Origin of the sequence: Pseudomonas sp. FYR_2, assembly GCF_043106425.1 — a bacterium.
Taxonomy (GTDB): Bacteria; Pseudomonadota; Gammaproteobacteria; order Pseudomonadales; family Pseudomonadaceae; genus Aquipseudomonas; species Aquipseudomonas monteilii.
Genome location: NZ_JBICMM010000058.1, coordinates 1 through 25,026, shown reverse-complemented (window position 1 = coordinate 25,026; position 25,026 = coordinate 1). Strand labels below are relative to the sequence as shown.

25 protein-coding genes and 2 pseudogenes are annotated in these 25,026 nt (G+C 63.1%); 8 read left to right on the top strand and 19 right to left on the bottom strand.

What is annotated here, in order from left to right; translation table 11 throughout:
- Positions 1-53: 53 nt before the first annotated feature.
- Positions 54-709, top strand: a pseudogene (locus ACF8R4_RS24765) (ShlB/FhaC/HecB family hemolysin secretion/activation protein); the annotation flags it as partial.
- A 38-nt stretch (positions 710-747) separates the two neighbouring features.
- On the opposite strand, the gene ACF8R4_RS24760 reads toward ACF8R4_RS24765, so the two are convergent.
- From ACF8R4_RS24760 to ACF8R4_RS24725, 8 genes are all read right to left on the bottom strand, one after another.
- A complete protein-coding gene (locus ACF8R4_RS24760) occupies positions 748-1,521 on the bottom strand; it encodes a response regulator transcription factor (RefSeq protein WP_104835390.1) in 774 nt (257 codons plus the stop codon).
- Positions 1,522-1,640: 119 nt separating this feature from the next.
- Positions 1,641-2,111 carry a prepilin peptidase gene (locus ACF8R4_RS24755; RefSeq protein WP_104833519.1) on the bottom strand — a complete coding sequence of 157 codons (471 nt, stop codon included), beginning with the start codon at positions 2,109-2,111 and terminating at the stop codon, positions 1,641-1,643.
- Between the two features lie 204 nt (positions 2,112-2,315).
- Positions 2,316-2,885 (bottom strand): DUF4136 domain-containing protein, encoded by a 570-nt coding sequence (locus ACF8R4_RS24750; RefSeq protein WP_060499505.1) that lies wholly within the window; start codon positions 2,883-2,885, stop codon positions 2,316-2,318.
- Between the two features lie 19 nt (positions 2,886-2,904).
- Positions 2,905-3,540 (bottom strand): DUF4136 domain-containing protein, encoded by a 636-nt coding sequence (locus tag ACF8R4_RS24745; protein ID WP_392493654.1) that lies wholly within the window; start codon positions 3,538-3,540, stop codon positions 2,905-2,907.
- A 21-nt stretch (positions 3,541-3,561) separates the two neighbouring features.
- Complete coding sequence (locus ACF8R4_RS24740) at positions 3,562-4,311, bottom strand: methyltransferase domain-containing protein (RefSeq protein WP_060499503.1); 750 nt, start codon at positions 4,309-4,311, stop codon at positions 3,562-3,564.
- Positions 4,308-4,613, bottom strand: coding sequence for a MazG-like family protein (locus ACF8R4_RS24735; RefSeq protein ID WP_009685784.1), 306 nt, complete (start codon positions 4,611-4,613; stop codon positions 4,308-4,310). The genes ACF8R4_RS24740 and ACF8R4_RS24735 overlap by 4 nt, the downstream gene beginning before the upstream one ends.
- A 55-nt stretch (positions 4,614-4,668) precedes the next feature.
- Positions 4,669-5,520 carry a MaoC/PaaZ C-terminal domain-containing protein gene (locus ACF8R4_RS24730; protein ID WP_060499501.1) on the bottom strand — a complete coding sequence of 284 codons (852 nt, stop codon included), beginning with the start codon at positions 5,518-5,520 and terminating at the stop codon, positions 4,669-4,671.
- Positions 5,521-5,522: 2 nt separating this feature from the next.
- Positions 5,523-6,875, bottom strand: a complete 1,353-nt coding sequence (locus ACF8R4_RS24725; protein WP_392493651.1) for a 3-oxoacyl-ACP reductase — start codon at positions 6,873-6,875, stop codon at positions 5,523-5,525.
- Between the two features lie 118 nt (positions 6,876-6,993).
- Between ACF8R4_RS24725 and ACF8R4_RS24720 the strand changes: the two genes are divergently transcribed.
- Both ACF8R4_RS24720 and ACF8R4_RS24715 read left to right on the top strand, forming a co-directional pair.
- Positions 6,994-8,274 (top strand): acetyl-CoA C-acetyltransferase, encoded by a 1,281-nt coding sequence (locus tag ACF8R4_RS24720; RefSeq protein WP_060499499.1) that lies wholly within the window; start codon positions 6,994-6,996, stop codon positions 8,272-8,274.
- Positions 8,275-8,328: 54 nt separating this feature from the next.
- Entirely contained in the window at positions 8,329-9,108 is a 780-nt protein-coding gene (locus ACF8R4_RS24715) for a helix-turn-helix transcriptional regulator (protein WP_060499498.1), read from the top strand.
- A 64-nt stretch (positions 9,109-9,172) separates the two neighbouring features.
- Here ACF8R4_RS24715 and ACF8R4_RS24710 read toward each other — a convergent pair whose 3' ends face one another.
- From ACF8R4_RS24710 to ACF8R4_RS24690, 5 genes and pseudogenes are all read right to left on the bottom strand, one after another.
- Positions 9,173-9,901, bottom strand: coding sequence for a methyl-accepting chemotaxis protein (locus ACF8R4_RS24710; protein WP_371257973.1), 729 nt, complete (start codon positions 9,899-9,901; stop codon positions 9,173-9,175).
- Between the two features lie 129 nt (positions 9,902-10,030).
- A pseudogene (locus ACF8R4_RS24705) lies at positions 10,031-10,918 on the bottom strand (sensor histidine kinase); the annotation flags it as partial.
- Between the two features lie 365 nt (positions 10,919-11,283).
- Positions 11,284-11,694 carry a Cu(I)-responsive transcriptional regulator gene (gene cueR / locus ACF8R4_RS24700; protein ID WP_060499496.1) on the bottom strand — a complete coding sequence of 137 codons (411 nt, stop codon included), beginning with the start codon at positions 11,692-11,694 and terminating at the stop codon, positions 11,284-11,286.
- Positions 11,691-14,090 carry a heavy metal translocating P-type ATPase gene (locus ACF8R4_RS24695; RefSeq protein ID WP_200929056.1) on the bottom strand — a complete coding sequence of 800 codons (2,400 nt, stop codon included), beginning with the start codon at positions 14,088-14,090 and terminating at the stop codon, positions 11,691-11,693. The genes cueR and ACF8R4_RS24695 overlap by 4 nt, the downstream gene beginning before the upstream one ends.
- Positions 14,091-14,142: 52 nt before the next feature.
- On the bottom strand, positions 14,143-14,529 hold the full coding sequence (locus ACF8R4_RS24690; RefSeq protein ID WP_060499494.1) for a hypothetical protein: 387 nt from the start codon (positions 14,527-14,529) through the stop codon (positions 14,143-14,145).
- A 131-nt stretch (positions 14,530-14,660) separates the two neighbouring features.
- On the opposite strand from ACF8R4_RS24690, the gene ACF8R4_RS24685 reads away from it, so the two are divergent.
- Positions 14,661-14,858 carry a heavy-metal-associated domain-containing protein gene (locus ACF8R4_RS24685; RefSeq protein WP_060499493.1) on the top strand — a complete coding sequence of 66 codons (198 nt, stop codon included), beginning with the start codon at positions 14,661-14,663 and terminating at the stop codon, positions 14,856-14,858.
- Between the two features lie 104 nt (positions 14,859-14,962).
- On the top strand, positions 14,963-16,144 hold the full coding sequence (locus ACF8R4_RS24680; protein WP_060499492.1) for a multidrug effflux MFS transporter: 1,182 nt from the start codon (positions 14,963-14,965) through the stop codon (positions 16,142-16,144).
- On the opposite strand, the gene ACF8R4_RS24675 is transcribed toward ACF8R4_RS24680, so the two are convergent.
- Entirely contained in the window at positions 16,095-16,292 is a 198-nt protein-coding gene (locus tag ACF8R4_RS24675) for a hypothetical protein (RefSeq protein ID WP_082426406.1), read from the bottom strand. The two genes, ACF8R4_RS24680 and ACF8R4_RS24675, sit on opposite strands and share 50 nt — an antisense overlap.
- A gap of 458 nt (positions 16,293-16,750) precedes the next feature.
- On the opposite strand from ACF8R4_RS24675, the gene ACF8R4_RS24670 reads away from it, so the two are divergent.
- Complete coding sequence (locus ACF8R4_RS24670) at positions 16,751-17,464, top strand: helix-turn-helix transcriptional regulator (protein ID WP_104833513.1); 714 nt, start codon at positions 16,751-16,753, stop codon at positions 17,462-17,464.
- Positions 17,465-17,483: 19 nt separating this feature from the next.
- Here ACF8R4_RS24670 and ACF8R4_RS24665 read toward each other — a convergent pair whose 3' ends face one another.
- The 5 genes from ACF8R4_RS24665 to ACF8R4_RS24645 form a co-directional block, all read right to left on the bottom strand.
- Complete coding sequence (locus ACF8R4_RS24665; protein ID WP_060499490.1) at positions 17,484-18,431, bottom strand: adenosine deaminase; 948 nt, start codon at positions 18,429-18,431, stop codon at positions 17,484-17,486.
- Between the two features lie 86 nt (positions 18,432-18,517).
- Positions 18,518-19,204, bottom strand: a complete 687-nt coding sequence (locus tag ACF8R4_RS24660) for an SDR family oxidoreductase (RefSeq protein WP_060499489.1) — start codon at positions 19,202-19,204, stop codon at positions 18,518-18,520.
- Between the two features lie 369 nt (positions 19,205-19,573).
- On the bottom strand, positions 19,574-20,158 hold the full coding sequence (locus ACF8R4_RS24655) for a YigZ family protein (protein ID WP_060499488.1): 585 nt from the start codon (positions 20,156-20,158) through the stop codon (positions 19,574-19,576).
- A 9-nt stretch (positions 20,159-20,167) separates the two neighbouring features.
- Entirely contained in the window at positions 20,168-20,830 is a 663-nt protein-coding gene (locus tag ACF8R4_RS24650; RefSeq protein ID WP_019099774.1) for a TetR/AcrR family transcriptional regulator, read from the bottom strand.
- A gap of 90 nt (positions 20,831-20,920) precedes the next feature.
- Positions 20,921-21,838 (bottom strand): LysR family transcriptional regulator, encoded by a 918-nt coding sequence (locus ACF8R4_RS24645; RefSeq protein WP_016715426.1) that lies wholly within the window; start codon positions 21,836-21,838, stop codon positions 20,921-20,923.
- A 118-nt stretch (positions 21,839-21,956) separates the two neighbouring features.
- On the opposite strand from ACF8R4_RS24645, the gene ACF8R4_RS24640 reads away from it, so the two are divergent.
- Positions 21,957-23,303, top strand: a complete 1,347-nt coding sequence (locus ACF8R4_RS24640; RefSeq protein ID WP_060499487.1) for an aspartate aminotransferase family protein — start codon at positions 21,957-21,959, stop codon at positions 23,301-23,303.
- A gap of 73 nt (positions 23,304-23,376) precedes the next feature.
- Complete coding sequence (locus ACF8R4_RS24635; protein WP_014861053.1) at positions 23,377-24,870, top strand: CoA-acylating methylmalonate-semialdehyde dehydrogenase; 1,494 nt, start codon at positions 23,377-23,379, stop codon at positions 24,868-24,870.
- Positions 24,871-25,026: the final 156 nt, after the last annotated feature.

Genomic DNA, 25,026 nt, shown 5'->3' with positions numbered 1-25,026 from the left:
ACGGCATTCGGGCCAGCACCGACGCTTGCAGATAACGGGTGTGACCGGCTAAGGCCGTACAGGGGCACGTGTATGCGGTCAGCGAACATGTCGAAGAGCGGCAGTCTTCGTCACGGGACTACGACACTTCAGTGCGCGCGCTGTCCTTCGAGGGCGACTGGCGCAAAGTGGAAGGTAGTCGCCTGCGCATTGTCAGTGCCGGGGTCTACCAAGGCCTCGATTACCTGGGCGCCCGCAGCGATGCCGACTACGACATGGACTTTTTGCGGTTCAGATTGTCGGGGCTGCAAGTGACCCGCTGTCAGCGAGTTGGCAGTGTGTGGTGTCTGGCGCGTTGTACTAGAGTGATGACCGGCTGCTCGATAGCGAACGGGTGGGGTTTGGTGGGCAGAGCTTCGGGCGTGGCTATCCCCGTGATCAGGCCGACGGAGACAAGGGTTGGGGTGTGGCTTACGAGGTGAGCTACAGCATGCGGGGTAGCAGGTTGGCGCTGGTACAGCCGTATTTGGCAGTGGATGCGGCGCAGACGTGGCATAACCGGGAATCGGTGGAGGATGCCCACCTGGCTTCGGCGGCACTTGGTGTACGGTTGGAAGATGGGCGGCTTTTCAATGTTGCGTTGGAGGTGGCAAAACCGCTGGCGGATGTGGCCTTGGACAGTCTGGACCGTGCCCCCCGCTTGACCTTGAGTGTTGGTCTTCAACTGTAGGGGCTGCAGAGCAGCCCCGGTGATGCTGAGTCAATCACTCAATGGGTAGTAAACCGCTGGTGAATCGGTGACGAACTGGGCGTCAGCGCCAGTGCCAACTGGGTGCGGTTGTGCATGTGGGTCAGGCGCAGTACCTGCGACACATACAGCTTCACCGTGTTTTCGGTAATGCCCAGCTCACAGGCAATCTGGTAGTTGGTCTTGCCCTTGCTCACCAGCCGCGCCACTTCAAGTTGGCGCGGCGACAGCTTCTCGAACCCTGCCGGTAGCTCGCTCTCACTGTCTTCCACATCGCTGGCGCGTCGGTGGGTGCCTTGGCCACGGGCTTTTTCCAAGTCCTGGTACAGTTCCTCCACCGAGTCGGCCAGATCCTGCAACCGCTGGTTCAACCCGCCCAAGGCGCGGACGTTGCGCTGGCGCTCTTGCAGGGCCTCTTCCTGGCGGCGCACGCCCTCGAGCAGCTCATCGAGGTTCATGGGCTTCTGGTAGTAATCGGCAAAGCCTTCACGCAGGGCACGGATCACATCCTGTTTATCCGCGCGCCCAGTCAGCATGATGGCTTCGAATATGCGCTGCCCGGTGATTTCCTTGAGCGCGCGAACCAGTTCGATACCATCGCGCTCGGGCATGTGCAGGTCGCAGATGATCAGGCCAATGGCCTCGTCGGCCATGTAGCGCTCGAGGGCTTCGTCGGTGGAATGGGCCGGCAGGCAGTGGTAACCCTGGGTTTCAAGAAACTCACACAGCTGTTCGACGATGACTGGCTGATCATCGACCACTAAAATCTTCACATCACTGAAAGGTCTGGACACGATCAACTCCCTGTTCGTATGCGGCCCTGCTCCCGGGCCAGACGCTCTGGCAGCTTAAAAATAGTCCTACGTTGCGATTTTGTACAAGGCATGTACAAGGTATCGGACCATAGGTTGACTCATTGGATCCATACCGCCGTTAGAAGAAAACCTGTTAGCACATAGGGTACGAAGGCCTGTTTGTCGCCCATTTCTTCAGTCAGGGTTTGCAACCGCTTCTTCACTTTGGGGTTGAGCAGGGTCCACAGGCGTCGGCGGGTGAGCAGCCACACCAGCACACTGACGCCGGCGCCGATGAAGGTGCCGAGCACGTATTGCGGGCTGGTGGCGAGGGCCAGTGCGCCCATCAGCTTGACGTCGTCGGCACCGAAGCGGCCGAGCATGTAGCCAGGCAAGGTCAGCAGCATGACGATGGCCAGCGCCCAGCCGGCATCGGTGGCCTCGGCGCCGATCCAGCTGCGACCGGTGGCGAACAGCCAGACCAGAGCGCCCGTTGCCACACCCAGGGTCAGCAGGTTGGAGATCTGGCGTTGACGCACATCCTGTTCGGAGCACAAGGCAAGCCACAGCAGGAGAACAATGCTTTGCATTGGCAGGTCGCCTTTCCCAAAAGTTGAACACTTCTACCCGGTCAGTCAGGTTTCCTTAAGTGAAGATAGACGGGAACCTGCGAGGGAGTGGGCGGGAACGGGAAAAAGGCGTGGTCGAAATGGATTTTGTCGTTCTTGACACCGTTTAAGTGGGGGAGCAGCCTTGGGGCGCGAAAAGGTGCTCCCACTATTAAGGGCTGAGGCTTATTTCTTGCTACCCGGCGGGTAGTTGGCCAATACCTTGTTCACAGTATTGCGGATGGCGCTGTTGCGTTCTTCCGGGCTTGGCGGGTAGTTGTTCATGATTTGCTCGGCACTGCCGCGCCACACCAGCTTGCCGTCACGCCCGTCGAACATGTCCACCTGAATGGTCGCGACCTTGTAGTCGACACTGCGGGTTTCGTTGTACATCGGGCCACCCCAGTAACCGCCCCAATAACCACCCCAGCCACCGCCGTAGTGGGTGGTGATCTGCTGCTGGCGCTGCTCGACGATCAGGTAGGTGCGGACCGTCAGGTCAGGCCGTGCTCCACCCTGGACGGGGCGCAGCCCACGCTGGTCGAGCTGGTCGGCCACCGCCTGGCGGATGCGTTGCTCGGTAAGGTCGCTCTTGATGCGGGGGTCGTCCGGGCGGTACTGCAGGCCCGGTTCCTGCCACGCCCAGCTGCGGTAAGCGGCAAAGTCACGGCTGGCATCGAAATCCTGCTGGACGTTGTTGCTGGAGCAGGCTGCAAGCAGTAACACGAATGACAGTAGAACGAGACGGCGCAACATGATGGTTCTCCGTTAGCGATTAACTGGGAGGATAGCCGCTGAGCGCCTTGTGCACAGAGTCGCGCAGGGCGCCTTCGCGTTCACGCGGCGAGTCCTTGTCGCTGCCGCTTTCGGCGCTGGCGCTCCATACCGGTTGACCGCTGCGGGCGTCGTACAGGTCGATGCGCACTACCATCACCTCCACTTCGTAGGTGCGCACGATGGGCACGCTGGCATAACCCCCGTAGCCATGGCGATAGCCACCATAGCCCACGCCACCGTAGGGGTAGGGGCCGTAGTACGGGTCGTAGGTGTCGTAGTCACGCACCTGGCGCAAGCGTTTTTCCAGGCGCATGTCGGCGCTTACCAGCAGATCGCCGGTGGCACCTCGGGCGGGGCGCAGGCCATGCTGGTCGAGTGCCCCGCTGACAGCATCGGCCAGTTGCGCCGGGTCGGCGTTGGCCGAGCCACTTGGCAACTGGCCATTGCGCCAGCTCCAGCTGCGGTAGCGCCCATAATCGCGGGCGGGTGCCGGATAGGCACTGGCGTCGAAGGTGGTGGCCGCCTGGGCGGGGGCCGGAGGCAGCGGGCGGCTGCTGGCCACATACGGGTTGCTGCCCTGGCAGCCAGCCAGGGCGAATGGCAGCAGGGCCAGGCACAACAGACGGTACGGCATGAATTCCTCCGGCAGGGTGGGTTAGCGGGGGCGGCACACCCAGTGCAGGTAGCGGCCAAGCCCGGCGAAGGCGGGGTGGCGGCGGTAGGCCAGTTCCATTTCCAGCAGGTCGAGCAGCTCGGCCTTGCCCTGGAACTCCTTGGGCATGTAGTCGTGGAACACCCGCACACCGCTTCCGCTTTCAACTTGCCACATAGGATCAAGTTGCGCCTTGAGCTCGCGTGGATCAAGCGGTTTCTGTGGGGTCAGGCTCTGCTTTTCACCTTCCAGCCGGTTGCTGCGCAACTTGCGGAAATGGCCCTTGAGCAGGTTGCGATAGACCAGGGCGTCGCGGTTGTAGAAGGCCAGTGACAGCCACCCGGAAGGTGCCGTGAGCTGGTGCAGCACGGGCAGGATGCTCTCAGGCTCTGCCAGCCATTCGAGTACGGCATGGCATAGCACCAGGTCGTAAGGTTCGGTGAGCTGGCCGAGCAGGTCTTGCCAGGGGGCCTGGATGAACGTGGCAGTCTGGCCTGCCTCGGCAAAGCGCGCGCGGGCGCCATCGAGCATGGGCGCGGCAGGCTCGGCCAAGGTCAGGAGATGACCACGCTGGGCCAGCCACAAGGCCATGTGGCCCAGCCCGGCACCGATGTCCAGAATGCGCAGCGGCCGATCGGGCAGTGCCTCGGCCAGGTCGGCTTGCAGCACGGCCAGGCGGATCGCACCCTTGGCACCGCCGTAGATCTTCTCGGCAAAGCGGGTGGCCAGTTCATCGAAGTGACGGTCGTTCATCGGGCGAAGCGCCTCTCACTGTCGGCCAGCTTGGCCCGCACCACCTGGTCCATGTCCAGGCCCAGCTCGCTGCACAGCAGCAACAGATAGAGCACCACATCACCGACCTCCTGGCCGGCGTGGGCCAGTTTGTCGGCAGGCAGCTGGCGCGATTCGTCTTCGCTCAGCCACTGGAAAATTTCTACCAGCTCGGCCATTTCGACGCTGGCGGCCATGGCCAGGTTCTTCGGGCTGTGGAAGCCGCGCCAGTCGTTGTTGTCGCGGATCTGATGCAGGCGTTGGGTGAGTTCTTGCAGATTCATCGGGGTCTCCTAATGCTGCATAGCTTCTGCCCAGGCCCGATGCAAAGCAAGTGGCCTACACCCGATCCCACCGCCCGACCATATGCAATACCTCCCCATGCCCATCCAGCCGTAGCTGACCTGCAGGGCCCGCCGCACTGGCACTGAGCACCACCTCCGACGGCAACCGTACCGGTTTGCGGAAGTCCACTTCAAAGGCATATCCACTGTGCGGCAGGTGCCCACGCAATGCCGCCAGGGCCATGGCCTTGCTCCACATGCCATGGGCAATGGCTGTAGGAAAGCCGAACAACCGGGCACTGACAGCACTGAGGTGGATAGGGTTGTAGTCCCCGCAAACCTTGGCATACCGCCGGCCGATGTCACTGTCGGCGTACCAGCGGGAGGCCTCGGGCAATGCATCAGGCTCAATATCGGCAAGCGCGCTTGCCTCGCCTTCCAGCTTCAACCCACGTACCAGCATGCGGCTGGTCTCACGCCAGAGCAGGCCAATGCCGTCTTCGGCCTCGGTGACCAGGTCGAAGGTGCCGCCCTTTGCATGCGGTTGCAGGTTGTGCGCATACACCGCAACGCGCAGCCCTTCGATACCGCCAAGCGGGCGCAGCACTTCGATGCGGTTGTACAGATGCACCAGGCCGAGCAGTGGGAAGGGGAAGTCTGGAGCGGTCATCAACTGCAACTGCAGGCTGAACGCCATGACATGTGGATAGGTCGCCGGCAGGCGGCCATCGTCGGGAAAGTGGCAGAGCTTGCGGTAGGCGCTCAGGTTGCCCGGCTGAACCCGGATGAAACAGCGTAGGCCATCGTCCGGCAGATGGTCACCGCTGATGGTGCGCTTGCTGGCGGCGCGCAGGTACAGGCTGGCGCGCGAAGCCGGGCTGTGCAGGTCATGCCAGTGTCGGCTCATGCTCAGGCCCCCATCAATGCCTGGCCGCACACCCGCAGCACCTGGCCGTTGACTGCCCCGGAGCCCGGTTGGCTGAGCCAGGCAATGGCTTCGGCGACGTCCTGCGGGCGCCCGCCCTGGCCCAACGAGCTCAGGCGCCGGCCGGCCTCTCGCAGGCCCATGGGCATGGCGGCGGTCATGTGGGTTTCGATAAAGCCGGGTGCCACGGCATTGATGCTGCCGCCACGTTCGGCGAGGCGGGGCGCCCAGGCCTGGGCCAGACCGATCAGCCCGGCCTTGCTGGCGGCGTAGTTGGCTTGCCCACGGTTGCCGGCAATGCCGCTGACCGAGGCCAGCAGGGTGATACGTGCGTTTTCCCCCAGCGCGCCACTGTCATACAGCGCCTGGGTCAGCACCTGTGGGGCCTTGAGGTTGACGGCCAGCACCGCGTCCCAGTAGTCCGGGGTCATGTTGGCCAGGGTCTTGTCACGCGTGATGCCGGCGTTGTGCACCACGATGTCGATGCCGTCGGGCAAGGCTGCCAGCAGTTGCGTGGCAGCGTCGCTGGTGCAGATATCCAGCGCCAGTGCCTTGCCACCCAGGCGTGCAGCGAGGGCGTCGAGATCCTGGCTGGCCTGTGGTACATCCAGCAGCAGCACGTCGGCGCCGTCCCGTGCCAGGGTTTCGGCGATAGCGGCGCCGATGCCGCGCGCTGCGCCAGTGACCAGGGCACGACGGCCGGCCAGTGGGCGGGTCCAGTCCTCCACCTGGCTGATACAGGCTTCCAGGCGCAGCACCTGGCCAGAGATGAAGGCGCTCTTGGGCGAGAGGAAAAAGCGCAGTGCGCCTTCCAGCTGGTCATCGGCGCCGGGGGCGACATACAGCAGCTGGGCCGTCGCGCCGTTGCGCAGCTCCTTGGCCAGCGAACGGCTGAAGCCTTCAAGTGCCCGTTGGGCAACGCTGGCCAACAGGTTGTCGAGGCTTTCCGGTGCGCGCCCCAGCACCACGATATGCGCGCAAGGCGCCAGGCTACGCAGCAGGGGCTGGAAAAATTCGCGCAACTGCTTCAAAGCATCGCTGTCGGACAGATGACGGGCATCGAATACCACGGCCTTGATTTTCGGCCCCAGGCCGGCCACCCAGGCTTCAGCCTGCAAATCGTCGGCATTGAAGCTGTAAACCTCGTCAGTCAGGCGTGGGGCGATGGCTTCGACCTGTTTCGCCATTGGCCCGCCGCCCAGCACCAGCGCCCCTTCCACCGGGCGTAGGCGGCCGGCCTGCCAGCGCTCCAGCGGCGCCGGGCGTGGCAGGCCAAGGGCATCCACGAGGCGGCGGCCGAGGTTGGAGTTGGCAAAACCGAGGTAGCGATCGCTCATGAGTGGGTCTCCGCAAAGGCAAGCTTGAAAGTGTGGACCAACTTTGTGGCGAGGTCGTTCGCCCACGGTAAAAACACCTAGGCTGTACGGATCAAATTGTTTCAGGAGGAAAAAGCGCATGCGTTCACTTCGCCGGGTCGCAATCCTGGGCGGCAACCGAATTCCCTTCGCCCGCTCCAACGGCGCTTACGCCACGGCCAGCAACCAGGCGATGCTCACTGTTGTCCTTGAAGGATTGATCGAACGCTATCGCCTGCATGGGCTGCGGCTGGGGGAGGTAGTGGCTGGCGCGGTGCTCAAGCACTCGCGCGACATGAACCTGACCCGCGAATGTGTGCTGGGTTCGCGCCTTTCACCGCAGACCCCGGCCTATGACCTCCAGCAAGCGTGCGGCACCGGGCTAGAATCGGCGTTGCTGGTGGCCAACAAGATAGCCCTGGGGCAGATCGACAGTGGTATCGCCGGCGGCGTGGACACCACCTCCGACGCACCGATTGCCGTCAACGAAGGCCTGCGCCACATCCTCCTGCAAGCCAACCGTGGCAAAAGCCTGAGCGAGCGGCTCAAGCCCTTTCTCAAGCTAAGGCCTCACCACCTGAAACCCGAACTACCACGCAATGGCGAACCGCGCACCGGGCTGTCGATGGGCGAGCATTGCGAGCGCATGGCCCAGGCCTGGCGCATTGGCCGTGGCGAACAGGACGCGTTGGCGCTGCTCAGCCACCAGAAACTGGCTGCCGCGTATGCCGAGGGTTGGCAGGATGATTTGCTGACGCCGTTTCTTACGTTGACCCGCGACAATAACCTGCGCCCCGACCTGACCCTTGAGCAGTTGGCGAAGCTGCAACCCGCCTTTGACCGCAGCGGGCAGGGCACGCTGACAGCCGGTAACTCCACCCCACTGACGGACGGTGCCTCTATGGTGTTGCTGGGCAGCGAGGAATGGGCCGCGCAGCAGGGGCTGGAGGTGCTGGCTTATCTGGTCGATGGCGAAACCGCTGCGGTGGACTTTGTGACCGGTCGCGAAGGGCTCTTGATGGCGCCGGTGTATGCCGTGCCACGCTTGCTGGCGCGCAATGGCCTGACCTTGCAAGACTTTGACTACTACGAAATCCACGAAGCCTTCGCTGCCCAGGTGCTGTGTACGCTCAAGGCCTGGGAAGATGCCGACTATTGCCGTGAACGGTTGGGGCTGGAGGCGCCGCTTGGGGCGATTGACCGCAGCAAGCTCAATGTAAAAGGCAGTTCGCTGGCAGCGGGGCACCCGTTTGCGGCCACCGGAGGGCGCATATTGGCCAACCTGGCCAAGCTGTTGGCCACGGCGGGGAAGGGGCGGGGGTTGATATCGATTTGTGCGGCAGGTGGGCAGGGGGTGACGGTGATTGTCGAGCGCACCTGACGTGCTCTTGCGCCAGCTGTTAGGCTTGTCCCGTCAGAACTACAAGAAGCCACCATGCCGATCATCGGACACCCCCGCGCCATACCGGCGCTGGACCACCTGCCCAGGCCCCTCTATGCCCGTGCCGAAAGCCTCGGCGCCGGTTCCTGGACCACCCGCCACCAGCACGACTGGGTGCAGTTTTCCTATGCCATCAGCGGCGTACTTGGCGTGTACACCCGCGACGGCAGTTACTTCGCGCCACCCCAGTGGGGGGTGTGGATTCCTGCTGATGCCGAGCACGAAGTGGTGACCTCGATGCAGGCCGAAATGCGCAGCCTGTATGTACGGCGTGATGCCTGCCCGTGGGCGCCGCAGCAATGCCGGGTGCTGGAAGTAACCCCGCTGGCACGCGAGCTGATCAAGCAGTTTTGCCTGTTCCCGGCGGACTACCCCGAAGATGACAGCGCCGAAGCACGCCTGGTGGCGGTGCTGCTCGACCAGTTGCGCACGTTGCCCGAGGTGGGTTTTTCGCTACCGTTGCCACGGCACCCAGGGTTGCTGGCGCTGTGCAACGGTTTGATTGCTGCACCGGACCAGCCGCAGACATTGCAGCAGTGGGCGCGCGAGCTGGGTTGCTCGGAGAAGACGCTGATGCGGCTGTTCCAGCGGGAGACCGGGTTGAGCTTTCGCAACTGGCGGCAGCGCATGCGGCTGTTGTCGTCGCTGGCGTTGCTGGAGGCGGGGGAGAATGTGACCGAGGCGGCGCTGGGGTGTGGGTATGACTCGACTTCGGCTTACATTGCGGCGTTCAAGCAGTTGTTTGGCGCTACCCCGGGGGAGTTGAAGCTTTAGTGTCTGGTTGCCTGTACCGGCCTCTTCGCGGGTAAACCGCGAAGAGGCCGGTACAGGCAGTACATCAGGTGCGGAACCTGCGCACCAGCGCATCCAGCTCATTGGACAACCCGGCCAGGCTCTCCGAGTCCACCCGCGCCGCCTGGGCCAGTTCGGCCACCAGTTGGGCATCGCCGTGAATCTGGCTGATGTGCCGGTTGATGTCCTCGGCCACCTGGTGCTGTTCCTCGGCGGCGGTGGCGATTTGCGTGTTCATGTCGCGAATCACATCCACCGATTCCCGGATTTGCCCGAAGCTGTCGCGTGCCAGGCCAATGCGGCTCACCGATTGCTGCGATACCTCCAGGCTGGCATGCATCTGCGCGGCCACTTCGGCCGTGCGGTTGGCCAGGTTACCCAGCAGGCCATCGATTTCGGCAGTGGAGTCGGCAGTGCGTTTGGCCAAGGCCCTTACTTCATCGGCCACCACGGCAAAGCCACGGCCTTGCTCACCGGCGCGGGCGGCTTCGATGGCGGCGTTGAGGGCTAGCAGGTTGGTCTGCTCGGCAATCGAGCGGATGGTGCCGAGGATCGACTGGATGGCATTGCTGTCCCGCTCCAGTTGCTGGATCGACTGCGCCGACTGCTCGATTTCCTGGCTCAGGCGGTCAACGCTGTGTACCGCCGCATCGATCTGCTGCTGGCCTTCGCGGGCCTGCTGCTGACCGCTGTCGGCCGACTGCGCTGCCTGGCTGCAGGAGCGCGCCACTTCGTTGGCGGTGGCGACCATTTCGTGGAATGCGGTTGAAACCATGTCCACGGCTTCGCGCTGGCGGCCTGCGGCTTCGGCCATGTCGCTGGAGACACGGGTCGAGCTGCTGGAGGTGCTGAGGATTTTGCCGGCGGCAGCGCCAATGTGCTGGATCAGGCTGCGGATGGCGCCCAGGAACTGGTTGAACCAGCTGGCCAGTTGCGCGGTTTCGTCGCGGCCGCGGATTTCCAGGTTACGGGTCAGGTCACCTTCACCTTGAGCAATGTCTTCCAGGCCGTTGGTAACGCTGTTGATCGGGCGCACGATCAGCTTGGCGAACGCCGCACCCACCACGGCAAACAACGCGGCCAGTACCACGGCGATGACACCGATCAGCCAGGTGAGCCGGGTGGTGGTCTGCATCACTTCGCTGTGTTCGATCAGGCCGATGAAGGTCCAGCCCAGTTGCTCATCGGGGTAGATGTTGGCCATGTAGCGCACGCCATTGAGCTCGACTTCGACCAGGCCTTTGCCCGCCTTGGCCAACTCGACATAACCACCGCCAAAGCTCGCCAGTTGCTTGAAGTTGTGCCCGGCGTCGCGTGGGTCGACCATCACGTTGCCGTTGCTTTCCACCAGCATCAGGTAGCCGCTTTCGCCCAGTTTGATCTGCTTGACGATCTCGGTCAGGCCCTTGAGCGACACGTCGATGTTGACCACGCCACCGGGGTTGCCCAGCTGGTTGGCCACGGCGCGCACGGTGCTGACCAGTACCGCGTCGTCGGCGGCCCAGTAGTAGGCGCCGGTACGTACGGTTTTGCCCGGGTTGGCCATGGCCAGTTGGTACCAGGGGCGAGTGCGTGGGTCGTAATTGACGAACTTCTGCCCTGCCGGCCAGCCTGTGTAGCCACCGTCGTTCACCCCGTAGGACAAGTAGGCATACGCAGGGTGTGAGTTGGCCAGGCGGGTCATGAAGTCAAGGAGCTTGCTGGCCTGCTCGCCCAGTTCGTAGGACGGCGAGGCACTCATGTACTTGTTCAGCTCGCTGCCCGTGGCGGCGACCATTGGCTGTGAAGCCATGTACTCGACGTTCTGGTTGATGCCCTGGAAGAAGATGTTCATCGCGTTGCTGACCTGGCGGATTTCCCGACTGCTGCTGTCGAGGAATCCGTCGCGGGCTTCGCCACGCAGGTTGAGGACCACCAAGGTGGCCACGAGGACGATGGGCAAGCCGGCGATGACCGCGAATGCCCAGGTCAGTTTCTGTTTGATGCTCATCGACGCTCCCGGAATTTTTGTTGTCGACACACGAGGCAGGTAGCCAGTACATCGGCAGCATCCGGGTTTTATGTAGCCAGAGCGCCCGTATTTATTGGATAAAGTCGTAGTTGGTGACTATTCGGTCGCGTTTGGACGCTTTTGGCATACCAAACGCGTGTGACCGTTCAGTGGCAGCAGTTGCCGGCGGCGCCGTTGGCCAGGTCTTTGAGGATCGGGCAGTCCGGGCGGTCGTCCCCTTGGCAGTGCGAAACCAGCTCGCCAAGGGTGTCGCGCAGGCTCACCAGCTCCTCGATGCGCCGGTTCAGCTCGGCGATGTGCTGCATGGCCAGCGCTTTCACATCGGCGCTGGCCCGTTGGCGGTCCTGCCACAAGGTCAGCAGCTTGCCGACCTCCTCTAGGGAAAACCCCAGGTCGCGGGAGCGCTTGATGAAGGCCAGGCTGTGCAAGTCGTCTGCCTGGTACAGGCGGTAGCCGCTGTCGCTGCGTGTGGCCGGTTTGAGCAGGCCGATGGATTCGTAATAACGGATCATCTTGGTGCTGAGCCCGCTGCGGCGGGCGGCCTGGCCGATATTCATGACGCCTCCTGGGTGGTGCTGGTGGGTTTCCACGCCTTGAGCCACAGCGCGTTGCTGACCACGCTCACGCTGGACAGGGCCATGGCGGCGCCGGCCAGCACCGGGTTGAGGTAACCCAGCGCGGCCAGCGGGATGCCGATCAGGTTGTAGATGAATGCCCAGAACAGGTTCTGACGAATCTTCGCATAGGTCTTGCGGCTGATCTCCAGCGCTGCAGGCACCAGGCGAGGGTCGCCGCGCATCAGGGTGATGCCAGCGGCCTGCATGGCCACGTCGGTACCGCCACCCATGGCAATGCCGATGTCGGCGGCGGCCAGTGCCGGGGCATCGTTGATGCCATCGCCCACCATGGCGACCACGCCGTCCTGCTTGAGCGCGGCCACGGTCGCAGCCTTGTCGGCTGGCAGCACTTCGGCATGTACATCGTCGATGCCCAGCGCGTCTGCAACCACTTTGGCGCTGCCGCGGTTGTCGCCGGTCAGCAGGTGGCTGCTGATATGTTGGGCATGCAGGGTGTCGATGGCCTGCGCGGCGCCGGGCTTGAGGCTGTCACCAAAGGCGAACAGGCCCAGCACGCGGGGTTGCGCGCCCCGTTCGATCAACCACGACAAGGTGCGCCCCTCGGCTTCCCAGGCCTGGGCCTTCGCAGCCAGGTCGCCGGGCTGCAGCCCGCTTTCGTCCAGCAGGCGGCGGTTACCCAGGGCCAGCTCACGGCCTTCCACACTTCCTGCGATACCGCGCCCGGTCAGCGACTGACTGTCGGTAACCACCGGCACGTCCAGCCCCTGTTCGGCACAGGCATCCAGCACTGCCTTGGCCAGTGGGTGTTCGCTACCACGTTGCAGTGCGCCGGCCAGGCGGTGGAGGTCGGCACTGCTGCCAGCCTGCGCCTGGCTGTGAACCACCCGAGGGCTGCCGGAGGTGAGGGTGCCGGTTTTGTCGAAGACCACGCGGTTGACCGCATGGGCACGCTCCAGGGCTTCGGCGTCCTTGATCAGGATACCGTGGCGTGCAGCGACCCCGGTGCCCGCCATGATTGCCGCAGGCGTTGCCAGGCCGAGGGCGCAGGGGCAGGCGATGACCAGCACGGCGACGGCGTTGATCAGCGCGGTTTCCAGCGGTGCGCCGGCCAGCCACCAGCCGACCAGGGTGATCAGGGCCAGCACCAGCACGGCGGGGACGAACACCTGGCTGACCCGATCGACCAGCTTCTGTATCGGCGCCTTGGCGGCCTGGGCGTCTTCCACCAGGCGGATGATACGCGCCAGCACGGTTTCGGTCCCCAGCGCCTGGGTGCGCACCAGCAACCGGCCTTCGCCATTGATGGCACCGCCCGTGACGCTGTCGCCCGGCTGCTTGGGGACTGGCAGGCTCTCGCCGCTGATCAGGGCTTCGTCGGCATGGCTGCTGCCGTCCTCGACTACACCATCGACCGGGAAGCGCTCGCCGGGTTTGACCAGTACCAGGTCGCCCAGGCGCAGCTGGGCAATGGGCACGTCTTCTTCCTGGCCCTCGACGACACGCACGGCACGCTCCGGACGCAGTGCCTCAAGGGCGCGGATGGCGCTGGCGGTCTGGCGCTTGGCACGGTTTTCCAGGTACTTGCCCAGCAATACCAAGGCAATGACCACGGCCGAGGCTTCGAAGTACAAGTGCGGGGCCAGACCGGCGGGGGTTTGTGCCCACTGGTAAAGGCTCAGGCCATAGCCGGCGCTGGTGCCCAGGGCCACCAGCAGGTCCATGTTGCCGGCACCGGCGCGCACGGCCTTCCAGGCGGCTTTGTAGAAGCGTGCGCCGAGAATGAATTGCACCGGCGTGGCCAGCAGGAACTGTGCCCATGCTGGCAGCATCCAGTGCAGGCCGAAGGGCTGCACCAGCATTGGCAGTACCAGCGGCAGGGCCAACAGCAAGGCGGCGCCGACCGCCAGGCGCTCATTGCGCAGGCGGCGCTGGGCAGCGCTTTGGCCGTCCTTGGCCGATTGCGGCAGGCCGGCGCTGTAGCCGGCTTTGTGCACAGCATCGATCAGCAGGTTGTCATCGAGGGCTGCGAGCACGTCGAGGTGAGCGCGTTCGCTGGCCAGGTTGACGCTGACGTGCTCGACCCCAGGCAGCTTGCCAAGGGCACGCTCAACGCGGCCGGCGCAACTGGCGCAGGTCATGCCGCCAATCTGCAGTTCGACAGTGCGGGTGGGCACGCCGTAGCCGGCTTCGCGCACGGCGTCGACCAGGGCGGGCAGGCTGTTGGCCGGGGCCTGGACCCGAGCCTGTTCGGTGGCGAGGTTGACGCTGACCTGTTCAGCGCCGGTGACCTTGCGCAGGGCGCGCTCGACCCTGCCGGCACAGCTGGCGCAGGTCATGCCGGAGATCGGCAGGTCATAAGTGGTGGATGCGGGCATGGCTCTCCTCCTTGGACAGGCCTCCAGCATCAACCTTGCCATGCAGGTAAGGTCAATAGCCCAGGCCGGCTCGCTTCAACTCCAGGCCATATTGCCCCATGGCGATGCGGTATTTGTTGATCTGGCCCGCCTGCAAGTTCAAACGTGTACTGCGCTGGTCTTCGATGCCCGGCGCGCAGCCTTGCACCTGCCCTGGCAGCAGGCGCAGGCGTACGTCCACCGAACCGGGTGGAAGGTTGAACGAGGTGGACTGCTCCTGGAACACGCGCCCGGAGAGCTGGTCGTTGAGGTAAACGCCAATTTCGCAACCGGTGGCCACTTCCAGGCGTTCCCGGGAGATGATCAGTACGCTGTAGTCCGAGTTGCCCTCGGCGCTGGCCGGTGGCACCGCAGCCAGCGCGCTCAATAGCCCGACGACGCCCAATGCTGCCCTGAACATGAATAATCTCCTGCTTGCCTGATCGTCAAAGGCGCAGCTTGGCCGACACGGGCGTAGATTTCCACCCCGGGTGTTGACCTTGCCCCGATGGCAAGCTTGAGACTCGTTGAAAACCTGAAGGAGAGATCCCCATGCAAGTGTTCAATGTACAAGGCATGACCTGTGGCCATTGTGTGAAAGCGGTGACCCGGGCGGTGCAGGAGCAGGATGCTGCGGCCAAGGTCGAGATCGACCTGGCGGCCAGACAGGTGCGGGTGCAGAGTGAGCTGGCGCCAGAGCAGATTCTAACTGCCATTCGGGACGAGGGGTATCAGGCCGAGGTGGCGTGATACGTCAGGGTTGCCTGGCGGCCCATGTGTTGCAAATGTTTTCATGCTGAGGGGGTCCACAGCAGGTAGAATCATCCACTTGCTTAGCCTGCTATGGATTCCTGATGAACCTGCGAATGGTGCTCATCCTGGGCGCACTCAGTGCGTTCGGGCCCTTGGCGATCGACTTCTACCTGCCCGCCTTCCCGGCCATGGCGCAGGCGTTCGCCACCGACGAAAAACACGTCCAGGCCACCTTGGCCGCCTACTTCCTCGGCCTGTCCATCGGGCAGTTAGCCTATGGGCCGGTTGCCGACCGCTTTGGGCGTCGCAAACCGCTGATGTTCGGCGTGACCCTGTTCACCCTGGCGTCACTGGGCTGTGCCTATGCCCCCAACCTCGACACTCTGGTGGTTGCGCGCTTTGTCCAGGCGCTGGGCGGTTGCGCAGGCATGGTGCTGTCGCGGGCCATCGTCAGCGACAAGTGCGACCCGGTGGCCTCGGCCAAGGTGTTCTCGCAACTGATGCTGGTCATGGGCCTGGCGCCGATCCTGGCACCGATGCTGGGCGGGGTGCTGGTGAACCTGGCGGGCTGGCAGTCGATCTTCCTGGCGTTGAGCCTGTTCAGCGCCGGTTGCCTGCTGGCGGTCAGCCTGGGCCTGCCGGAAAGCCTGCCTGCGCATATTCCGCGCCAGCCACTGTCTGGCGCATTGCGCCAGTATGTGCGCCTGCTGGGTGACCGGGTGTTCCTTGGCCATGCCTTGACGGGGGGGATCGCCATTGCCGGCATGTTTGCCTACATTGCCGGTTCGCCATTCGTGTTCATCAAGCTCTATGGCGTACCGGCCGAACATTACGGCTGGCTATTCGGCACCAATGCTGCCGGCTTCATACTCGTGGCGCAGGTGAATGCCCGATTGCTGGCCAAGCGCGGACCTGCTTTCCTGCTGGCGCGCGCCGTGTGGCTGTACCTGATTGCGGGCCTGGTGCTGTTGGGCGTGGCGGCTTTGCGCCCCGCGCAGCTGTGGCCGCTGCTGGTGCCGTTGTTCATCTGCATTGCCAGCCTGGGCTGCATCATCCCCAATGCATCGGCGTGTGCCATGAGCGGGCAGGGCGCGCGGGCCGGCAGCGCTTCGGCATTGATGGGGTGCGTGCAGTTCAGCGTTGCTGCGGGTGCCGCTGCGCTGGTCGGGCTACTGCACGATGGCAGCGCCGTACCTATGGCGCTGGTGATCAGCTTCTGCGGGGCATTGGCGGTCAGTGTCGCGCTGCTGACCCGGCGCTTGCAGGCCAAGCCTCCCGCATGAGCGGGTGAGGTGCCTGAAGGCGGGTTTCCAGCGTTGCGACGAAGGCCCGCGCCTCGGCCTCACTGCGGAAACTGACCACGTGTTGATCGAGCTGGACCTGCCAAGGGCAGGCGGGGTTTCGGCTCGATGCACTGACGATAATTTTCATCGCGGCATACCTCCAGAATGGGGAGAGCCGCTCAAGTGTAGCGCTGGCCCTCCTGCCTGCCATGCGCTGCGTCAGTGTCCTGACTGACGGTCGAAGGGCGTAATGCCTGCAAAACTGCGAAACCTTCGCTAGCTCGCGCGCTATTTGCGGAATGTCGCTGTGGGCCGTATCTGAAATTGCTGCAAGCCTTTTTCTATCAAGATATTTCGGTGCTTCTGTCTGTGGGTATCGGCGCTTTGGTTGACCGGCTTGCGGGCAGCTTTCTGGCGCCGGCTCACTGCTTGCCATGGGTAGGCATACCCAGTGGTTTTTTGTCGCCGATGTGTCTGCGCAAGGCCGTCTGACTGGGATTTTCTGCGGCTTATACTGGCGGGCCAGGCCAGTGCCAGCGAGAGGTGCTTCCCTGCCAGGGTTGGCCATCGCATCCACTCAGTGAACTTGCAGGGAGTTACAGGGATATGAACGCAGCCAGCAGCATCAGCCAGATTGCCAGCTTGATGGCCGACCCCAAACGCAGTGCCATGTTGTGGGCATTGATCGACGGTACGCCACGGCCAGCCAATGAACTTGCGATAATGACCGGCCTGACGTCCTCGTCGGCTTGCGCGCACCTTTCGTTGCTGTCATCTGCCGGTTTGCTCCGGCATGAAGCCAGGGGGCGCAAACGCTACTTCCGCCTGGCAACCCCACAGGTCGGGGCGGCGGTCGAGGCCCTGGCCAGCGTACAGCTGGAAAGCACCAGGGGAGAGCGGGCCAAGGCGCCGGTATCACCGCTGCCCATGTCGATGCGCCGGGCACGCCGGTGTGGCGATCACCTGGGCGGGGAGTTGGCCAGTGAGCTGTATCACCGCCTGGTGGTGGCCGGCTGGCTGGAGGGCAGCGGAAGGCAGTTGATGGTGAGTGACGAGGGGAGGGCGCAGTTGGCCTTGGTCGGGGTGTACATCGATGCCCTGGCACCACACGAGCAACGCGCCTGCGTGGTTTGCCGCTGCACCGAGTGGAATGACCAGGCCCCGCATCTGGGCGGCGTGCTGGGCCAGGCTTTGTTCAGGCTATTTTTGCAGTCTGGCTGGATGCGTGAGGCCGAAGACTCGCGGGCGTTGCATATCTCTGCGCTGGGTATCCAGCAGATCAATCGCATCGCCCGCGTGGAGACATTGCAGGTCGGTTGAACGCAACGTCGTCGTTCAATCAGACCAGCCGGGCATCCAGGCTGTTCTGTGCCAGGCGACGGGCCTGGTCTTCGGTCATGCCCAGGTGGGTGTGCAGGGCGTGGAAGTTTTCCGTGACGTAGCCGCCGAAGTAGGCCGGGTCGTCCGAGTTGACCGTCACTTTCACGCCGCGCTCGAGCATGTCGAGGATGTTGTGCTGGCTCATGTGGTCGAACACGCACAGTTTGGTGTTGGACAGCGGGCACACCGTGAGCGGGATCTGCTCGTCGATGATGCGCTGCATCAGGCGCTCGTCCTCGATGGCGCGCACGCCATGGTCGATACGCTTGATTTGCAGCAGGTCCAGCGCTTCCCAGATGTACTCGGGTGGGCCTTCTTCGCCGGCATGGGCGACGGCGACGAAGCCTTCGCTGCGGGCGCGGTCGAATACACGCTGGAACTTGCTCGGCGGGTGGCCCATTTCCGAGCTGTCCAGGCCAACGGCGATGAATGCATCGCGGAACGGCAGGGCCTGGTCGAGGGTTTTTTGTGCTTCCTCTTCGCTCAGGTGGCGCAGGAAGCTGAGGATCAGGCCACTGCTGATGCCCAGTTGCTGGCGGCCGTCCTTCAGTGCTTGGTTGATACCGTTGAGCACCACTTCAAAGGGGATGCCACGGTCGGTGTGGGTTTGCGGGTCGAAGAACGGTTCGGTGTGAATCACGTTCTGCGCCTTGCAGCGTTGCAGGTAGGCCCAGGTCAGGTCGTAGAAGTCCTGTTCGGTACGCAGCACATCGGCGCCCTGGTAATACAGGTCGAGGAACTCCTGCAGGTTGTTGAAGGCGTAGGCGCCCCGCAAGGTCTCTACATCGGCCCAGGGTAGGGCGATCTTGTTGCGCTCGGCCAGGGCGAACAGCAGCTCGGGCTCCAGCGAGCCTTCCAGGTGCAAGTGCAGCTCGGCCTTGGGCAGGGCGTTCAACCAGTCATACATATAGGGGGATCTCGATCAGGTACGGTTGCCGCCATTCTACAGGGGCTGGCCGGGCATTGCGCCCGGCCACGCTGCGACCCGGTGAATCACCAGACCAAGGGTTCGCCCTTGTAGTTGATGAAACGCAGGCCACCCTTGCCGCTTTGCGCCTTGATCTGGTCGAGCATGCCGCGGGTGCTGGTGAGTACGTCGATCTCGGCGTTTTCGCCGCCCATGTCGGTTTTTACCCAGCCTGGGTGCATGGCCAGCACGCACAGGTCGGGGCGCTGCTGCTCGACGACAAAGCTGTTGATCATCGAGTTCAACGCCGCCTTGCTGGCCTTGTACAGGCAAATTTCACCGCCGTCGGGGATGGTCACGCTGCCCAGGATCGAGCTCATGAAGGCCAGTACGCCGCTGCCCTCGCGTACCTGGTCGACGAGGCGCCGGGCCACACGAATCGGTGCAACGGCGTTGGTCATGAACAGGTCGCCGATGTTTTTGTTGTGTACGGTCTCCAGGTCTTGTGGCAGGGGGCCCATGACACCGGCGTTGACGAATACCAGGTCGAACACCTGGCCTTGCAGGCGTTGCTTCAGGCCGTCGAGCTGGGCGGTGTCGTTCATCTCCAGCTGCTCGATGTGCACGCCGGGCACGTCCGCCAGGGCGCCGGGCTGCTGCGGGTTGCGAACAGTAGCAGTGATGTTCCAGCCGTCTTCGTTCAGGCGCTGCACCAGGCCCAGACCAAGCCCCCGAGAGGCGCCGATGATAAGTGCGGTTTTTGCGTTAGCCATGTGAACGCGCTCCGTGGTCGGTGATAAAGAAAGGTATTGAGAATAATCCACAGCGGCAGTGACTGCCTTGTCTATAGCTGTATAAAAAACGATCAACTGCGTGGGGGCCCTGCCTGTCCGGGCGCCTCGCCTGTTGGCGCACGGGTTATCCACAGGCTGTTCCACAGTTATTGTGTGCAAGCCGAGTACGATGCGGGCAGACCCGTCTAGCCTTGGGTTGGGGATAACTATCTAGCTTTCAGCAATTTGCGACTGTCATCAAGCTGTGATCAAAATATGATCAAAGTCCTGCAGGCCCTGAAAACAGCAGGCTGCAAGCGACTGCCCCAAGCTTATCCACAGGCGGGCCCACAGTTGTTGTGGGCAATGTCAGCGCGCTTCTAGCAGGATGCGCCCACGGCTCAGGTCGGCCAGTTGCTGCTGCAGGTGTGCCAGGTGGGCGTCGCCGAGCGCAATTAGCAGGTCCACGCCGTTGGCGGTGAATTGCTCATCCAGGACGAGGCCATCAACCTCTGCCAGGCGCAGTTTCACCAGTGCCAGTTCGCTGAAACTGCAGCTGCAAGTGAATTCGCTACGCTGCACCAACAGCCGTTTGGGCGCCTGTTGCAGGCATTTGTTGGCGCCGCCGCCATAAGCCCTGGCCAAGCCGCCGGTACCCAGTTGTATGCCGCCATACCAGCGGATCACCAGCACCACGACCTGGTCGCAGTCTTGTGCTTCGATGGCCGCCAGGATCGGTCGCCCGGCAGTGCCGCCAGGTTCACCGTCATCGCTGCTGCGGTACTGGGCGCCGAGCTTCCAGGCCCAGCAGTTGTGGGTGGCGGCCAGGTCGCTGTGGCGTTCGATGAAACTCATCGCGTCCGCAGCGCTGCTGATCGGCCCGGCCAGGGTGATGAAGCGGCTTTTGCGGATTTCCTCGCGGTACTCGCAGAGGTCGAGCAGGGTAGAAGGCATAAATGACGTTCAGGCAGCCGGCTTGATGCCGCAGCCCTTCAGAATGATGTGGATAAGGTTGTTGCTCGCGTCTTCCATGTCCTGCTTGGTCAGGCGGCTGCGGCCGGTCACCTGGCAGATCTGGGTGGCGAAGTCGGCGTAGTGCTGGGTGCTGCCCCACAGCAGGAAGATCAAGTGCACCGGGTCGACCGGGTCCATCTTGCCGGCTGCGATCCAGGCCTGGAACACGGCGGCTCGGCCGCGGAACCACTCACGGTAGTCGGCACTGAAATATTCGGTCAGGCAGGTGCCGCCGCTGATCACTTCCATGGCGAAAATCCGCGAAGCTTGCGGGTTGCGCCTGGAAAACTCCATCTTGGTACGGATGTACTGGCTCAGGGCCTCGCCGGGGTCGTCATCGACGCTCAAGGCGTTGAAGGTGCTGTCCCACAACTCGATGATGTTGCTGAGCACGGCAATGTACAGGCCCAGCTTGTTGGTGAAGTAGTAATGCAGGTTGGCCTTGGGCAAGCCCGCCTTGAGGGCGATGGTGTTCATGCTGGTGCCCTTGAAACCATGGCGGGCGAACTCGTCTTCGGCGGCCTGGATAATGGCCTGTTCGTTCTTCTGGCGGATGCGGCCCGCGGGCTTGCCCGAGGCAGAGAGGCGATGCGCAGGGACTTCTAGGGTCATGGACGATTCCGTACGGGTCAGTGGCTGCGGCAGTCGGACAAGATTACCTGCCTGTGCCGAAGTGACAAGCGTTTGCGGCAGAGACTGGCATCAACGTGTCGCAGCCAGGCTGTCGAGAAAGCTTTCCAGCACCAGGTTCGGCCGCCGGCCCTTGCGCGTTACCCAGCTCAGGCTCAGGTCATAGAAGCGCTGTTGAGGCTTGAGGGCACGCAAGCGGCCCTGCTGCACCCAGAAGGTGGCGTAGTGATCGGGCAGGTAGCCGATGTAGCGCCCGGTGAGGATAAGGAACGCCATCCCTTCACGGTCCGAAGCACTGGCCGTGCAGTTCAGCGCCTGGTAATGCGCCTGGATGTCGGCCGGCAGGCGGAACGTCGGCGTAATGGCTTCCTGGCTGTTCAGGCGTTCGTCGTCGATCTGCTGGTCATCGGCATAGAACAGCGGGTGGCCAACGGCGCAGTAAAGCAGCGAACGTTCGCTGTACAACGGCTGGTATTCAAGGCCCGACAGCGGGCTGGTCTGAGGTACCACACCCACATGCAGGCTGCCGTCGAGCACGCCGTGTTCGACCTGGCTGGGGGCAATCATGCGGATCTGGATGCGCACATCGGGGCCTCGGTCCTTGAGTTCGGCCAGGGCGTGGGTGATGCGCATATGTGGCAGAGTGACCAGATTGTCGGTCAGGCCAATGTTCAGCTCGCCACGCAAATGCTGGTGCAGGCCATTGACCTCGGTGCGAAAGCTTTCCAGCGCGCTGAGCAGTTGCAGGGCCGAATGGTAGACCTCGCGGCCTTCCTCGGTCAGCGAAAAACCGGCGCGGCCACGTTGGCACAGGCGTAGGCCAAGGCGTTGCTCCAGGTCGTTCATCTGCTGGCTGATGGCCGAGCGGCCAATGCCCAACACGTTTTCGGCGGCCGAGAAGCCGCCGCACTCGACAACGCTGCGGTAGATCTTAAGCAAGCGGATGTCGAAGTCGCTGACCTGGGCGAGTGGATCGGGGCGTCGGCTCATTAGTTTAGTCTTGGGCTGTCTGAAGATTAGAAATGTAGGCTTTTTCAGACTTTATCCGCGTGCCAATTTAGCTGCAACAACATCCATCGTTGCCTAATCGTCTTCCGAGGAACCGCCGATGAACATGCCCGAAACCGCTACCGCCGGTATCGCCAGCCAGCTCAAGCTGGATGCCCACTGGATGCCCTACACCGCCAACCGTAACTTCCAGCGCGACCCACGGCTGATCGTGGCGGCCGAAGGCAACTACCTGGTCGATGACCGAGGGCGCAAGATTTTCGATGCCTTGTCTGGCCTGTGGACCTGCGGCGCCGGGCACACCCGCAAGGAAATCACCGAGGCAGTGGCCCGCCAGATCGGTACCCTCGATTACTCACCGGCCTTCCAGTTCGGCCACCCGCTGTCGTTCCAGCTGGCCGAGAAGATCACCGAGCTGACCCCGGGTGACCTGAATCACGTCTTCTATACCAATTCCGGTTCCGAGTGCGCCGACACCGCGCTGAAAATGGTGCGTGCCTACTGGCGCCTGAAAGGCCAGGCCACCAAGACCAAGATCATCGGCCGTGCCCGTGGTTACCACGGCGTGAACATTGCCGGTACCAGCCTGGGTGGTGTCAACGGCAACCGCAAGCTGTTCGGTCAGTTGCTGGATGTCGACCACCTGCCTCACACCGTGCTGCCAGTGAACGCCTTCTCCAAGGGCATGCCGGAAGAGGGCGGTATTGCCTTGGCTGACGAAATGCTCAAGCTGATCGAGCTACACGATGCGTCCAACATCGCTGCGGTGATCGTCGAGCCGCTGGCCGGTTCGGCCGGCGTACTGCCGCCGCCGAAGGGTTACCTGAAGCGCCTGCGTGAAATCTGCACCCAGCACAATATCCTGCTGATCTTCGACGAAGTGATCACCGGCTTCGGCCGCATGGGGGCGATGACTGGCGCTGAGGCCTTCGGCGTGACCCCGGACCTGATGTGCATCGCCAAGCAGGTCACCAACGGCGCCATCCCGATGGGTGCGGTGATTGCCAGCAGCGAGATCTACCAGACCTTCATGAACCAGCCGACCCCGGAATACGCCGTGGAATTCCCGCACGGCTACACCTATTCGGCCCACCCGGTAGCCTGTGCCGCCGGTATCGCCGCGCTGGACCTGCTGCAGAAGGAAAACCTGGTGCAGTCCGCCGCCGAGCTGGCGCCGCACTTCGAGAAGCTGCTGCACGGCGTGAAGGGCACCAAGAACATCGTCGATATCCGTAACTACGGCCTGGCCGGCGCCATCCAGATCGGCGCTCGCGACGGTGATGCCATCGTCCGCCCGTACGAAGCGGCGATGAAACTGTGGAAGGCGGGCTTCTACGTGCGCTTTGGTGGCGACACCCTGCAGTTCGGCCCAACCTTCAACACCACGCCGCAGGAACTGGACCGCCTGTTCGACGCAGTCGGCGAAACCCTGAACCTGATCGACTGATCTATCCAATTTTGATGCCCGGCGTGTGAACGCATCACGCGCCTGCTTCTACCTTCTTTATCTGGAGTTTTGCATGAGCATTGTTCAGCACCTGATCCACGGCGAGCTGGTTACCAAGGGTGAGCGCACCGCCGATGTCTTCAACCCGTCCACTGGCCAGGCTGTACGCAAGGTCGAGCTGGCCAGCCGCGCGACCGTGCAGGAAGCGATCGACTCCGCCAAGGCAGCCTTCCCGGCCTGGCGCAACACCCCGCCTGCCAAGCGCGCCCAGGTGATGTTCCGCTTCAAGCAACTGCTGGAGCAGAACGAAGCCAAAATCTCGCAGATGATCAGCGAAGAGCACGGCAAGACCCTGGAAGACGCAGCCGGTGAACTGAAGCGCGGCATCGAGAACGTCGAGTTCGCCTGCGCGGCGCCAGAAGTGTTGAAAGGCGAGTACAGCCGCAACGTCGGCCCGAACATCGACGCCTGGTCCGACTTCCAGCCACTGGGCGTGGTCGCGGGCATTACCCCGTTCAACTTCCCGGCCATGGTGCCGCTGTGGATGTACCCGCTGGCCATCGCCTGCGGTAACGCCTTCATCCTCAAGCCTTCCGAGCGTGACCCGAGCTCCACGCTGTTCATTGCCCAGTTGCTGCTGGAAGCCGGCCTGCCAAAGGGCATCCTGAACGTGGTGCACGGTGACAAGGAAGCAGTGGATGCGCTGATCGAAGCGCCAGAAGTGAAAGCACTGAGCTTTGTCGGTTCGACGCCGATCGCCGAGTACATCTATGCAGAAGGCACCAAGCGCGGCAAGCGTGTACAGGCCCTGGGTGGTGCCAAGAACCATGCGGTGCTGATGCCGGATGCCGACCTGGACAACGCCGTCAGCGCACTGATGGGCGCGGCCTACGGTTCGTGCGGCGAGCGTTGCATGGCCATTTCGGTGGCCGTGTGCGTGGGCGACCAAGTGGCCGATGCACTGATTGCCAAGCTGGAACCACAGATCAAGGCGCTGAAGATTGGTGCCGGTACCTCGTGCGGCCTGGACATGGGCCCTCTGGTGACTGCGGCTGCCCGTGACAAGGTGGTGGGTTACATCGATGATGGTGTTGCTGCCGGCGCCAAGCTGGTGGTGGACGGGCGCGGCTTCCGTGTGGCTGGTAATGAAGATGGTTACTTCGTGGGCGGCACCCTGTTCGACAAGGTGACCCCAGAGATGCGCATCTATAAAGAAGAGATCTTTGGCCCGGTGCTGTGCGTGGTGCGCGTGAACAGCCTGGAGCAGGCCATGCAGTTGATCAACGATCACGAGTATGGCAACGGTACCTGCATCTTTACCCGTGACGGTGAAGCGGCGCGCCTGTTCTGCGACGAGATCGAAGTGGGCATGGTGGGGGTGAACGTACCGCTGCCGGTGCCGGTGGCTTACCACAGCTTTGGTGGCTGGAAGCGTTCGCTGTTCGGTGACTTGCATGCCTATGGCCCGGACGGGGTGCGTTTCTATACCCGTCGCAAGGCAATTACTCAGCGTTGGCCGCAGCGTGCCAGCCATGAGGCATCGCAATTCGCTTTCCCTAGCCTTTAAGGCAGGTAACTGAAGCGGGGAGGCCGGTAGGCCTCCCCGCTTTGTTTTTCAGCGATATTAAAGTTTCTTGAAATTAAGGGTTGACGCGCTTTCGAATCCCCTTATAATGCGCCCCACTTCCAGCGACATCGGAACGAAAAACTCCTTGAAATTCAA

What these genes read in the sequence shown, in the direction of transcription:
- ACF8R4_RS24640 (WP_060499487.1), top strand. Translation starts at nt 21,957, where the DNA reads ATGAACATGCCCGAAACCGCTACCGCCGGTATCGCCAGCCAGCTCAAG.
- ACF8R4_RS24745 (WP_392493654.1), bottom strand. Translation starts at nt 3,540, where the DNA reads ATGCCGTACCGTCTGTTGTGCCTGGCCCTGCTGCCATTCGCCCTGGCT.
- ACF8R4_RS24725 (WP_392493651.1), bottom strand. Translation starts at nt 6,875, where the DNA reads ATGAGCGATCGCTACCTCGGTTTTGCCAACTCCAACCTCGGCCGCCGC.
- ACF8R4_RS24660 (WP_060499489.1), bottom strand. Translation starts at nt 19,204, where the DNA reads ATGGCTAACGCAAAAACCGCACTTATCATCGGCGCCTCTCGGGGGCTT.
- ACF8R4_RS24680 (WP_060499492.1), top strand. Translation starts at nt 14,963, where the DNA reads ATGAACCTGCGAATGGTGCTCATCCTGGGCGCACTCAGTGCGTTCGGG.
- ACF8R4_RS24755 (WP_104833519.1), bottom strand. Translation starts at nt 2,111, where the DNA reads ATGCAAAGCATTGTTCTCCTGCTGTGGCTTGCCTTGTGCTCCGAACAG.
- ACF8R4_RS24675 (WP_082426406.1), bottom strand. Translation starts at nt 16,292, where the DNA reads ATGAAAATTATCGTCAGTGCATCGAGCCGAAACCCCGCCTGCCCTTGG.
- cueR (WP_060499496.1), bottom strand. Translation starts at nt 11,694, where the DNA reads ATGAATATCGGCCAGGCCGCCCGCCGCAGCGGGCTCAGCACCAAGATG.
- ACF8R4_RS24720 (WP_060499499.1), top strand. Translation starts at nt 6,994, where the DNA reads ATGCGTTCACTTCGCCGGGTCGCAATCCTGGGCGGCAACCGAATTCCC.
- ACF8R4_RS24635 (WP_014861053.1), top strand. Translation starts at nt 23,377, where the DNA reads ATGAGCATTGTTCAGCACCTGATCCACGGCGAGCTGGTTACCAAGGGT.
- ACF8R4_RS24655 (WP_060499488.1), bottom strand. Translation starts at nt 20,158, where the DNA reads ATGCCTTCTACCCTGCTCGACCTCTGCGAGTACCGCGAGGAAATCCGC.
- ACF8R4_RS24715 (WP_060499498.1), top strand. Translation starts at nt 8,329, where the DNA reads ATGCCGATCATCGGACACCCCCGCGCCATACCGGCGCTGGACCACCTG.
- ACF8R4_RS24740 (WP_060499503.1), bottom strand. Translation starts at nt 4,311, where the DNA reads ATGAACGACCGTCACTTCGATGAACTGGCCACCCGCTTTGCCGAGAAG.
- ACF8R4_RS24650 (WP_019099774.1), bottom strand. Translation starts at nt 20,830, where the DNA reads ATGACCCTAGAAGTCCCTGCGCATCGCCTCTCTGCCTCGGGCAAGCCC.
- ACF8R4_RS24645 (WP_016715426.1), bottom strand. Translation starts at nt 21,838, where the DNA reads ATGAGCCGACGCCCCGATCCACTCGCCCAGGTCAGCGACTTCGACATC.
- ACF8R4_RS24750 (WP_060499505.1), bottom strand. Translation starts at nt 2,885, where the DNA reads ATGTTGCGCCGTCTCGTTCTACTGTCATTCGTGTTACTGCTTGCAGCC.
- ACF8R4_RS24695 (WP_200929056.1), bottom strand. Translation starts at nt 14,090, where the DNA reads ATGCCCGCATCCACCACTTATGACCTGCCGATCTCCGGCATGACCTGC.
- ACF8R4_RS24730 (WP_060499501.1), bottom strand. Translation starts at nt 5,520, where the DNA reads ATGAGCCGACACTGGCATGACCTGCACAGCCCGGCTTCGCGCGCCAGC.
- ACF8R4_RS24735 (WP_009685784.1), bottom strand. Translation starts at nt 4,613, where the DNA reads ATGAATCTGCAAGAACTCACCCAACGCCTGCATCAGATCCGCGACAAC.
- ACF8R4_RS24690 (WP_060499494.1), bottom strand. Translation starts at nt 14,529, where the DNA reads ATGTTCAGGGCAGCATTGGGCGTCGTCGGGCTATTGAGCGCGCTGGCT.
- ACF8R4_RS24665 (WP_060499490.1), bottom strand. Translation starts at nt 18,431, where the DNA reads ATGTATGACTGGTTGAACGCCCTGCCCAAGGCCGAGCTGCACTTGCAC.
- ACF8R4_RS24685 (WP_060499493.1), top strand. Translation starts at nt 14,661, where the DNA reads ATGCAAGTGTTCAATGTACAAGGCATGACCTGTGGCCATTGTGTGAAA.
- ACF8R4_RS24670 (WP_104833513.1), top strand. Translation starts at nt 16,751, where the DNA reads ATGAACGCAGCCAGCAGCATCAGCCAGATTGCCAGCTTGATGGCCGAC.
- ACF8R4_RS24710 (WP_371257973.1), bottom strand. Translation starts at nt 9,901, where the DNA reads ATGGTTTCAACCGCATTCCACGAAATGGTCGCCACCGCCAACGAAGTG.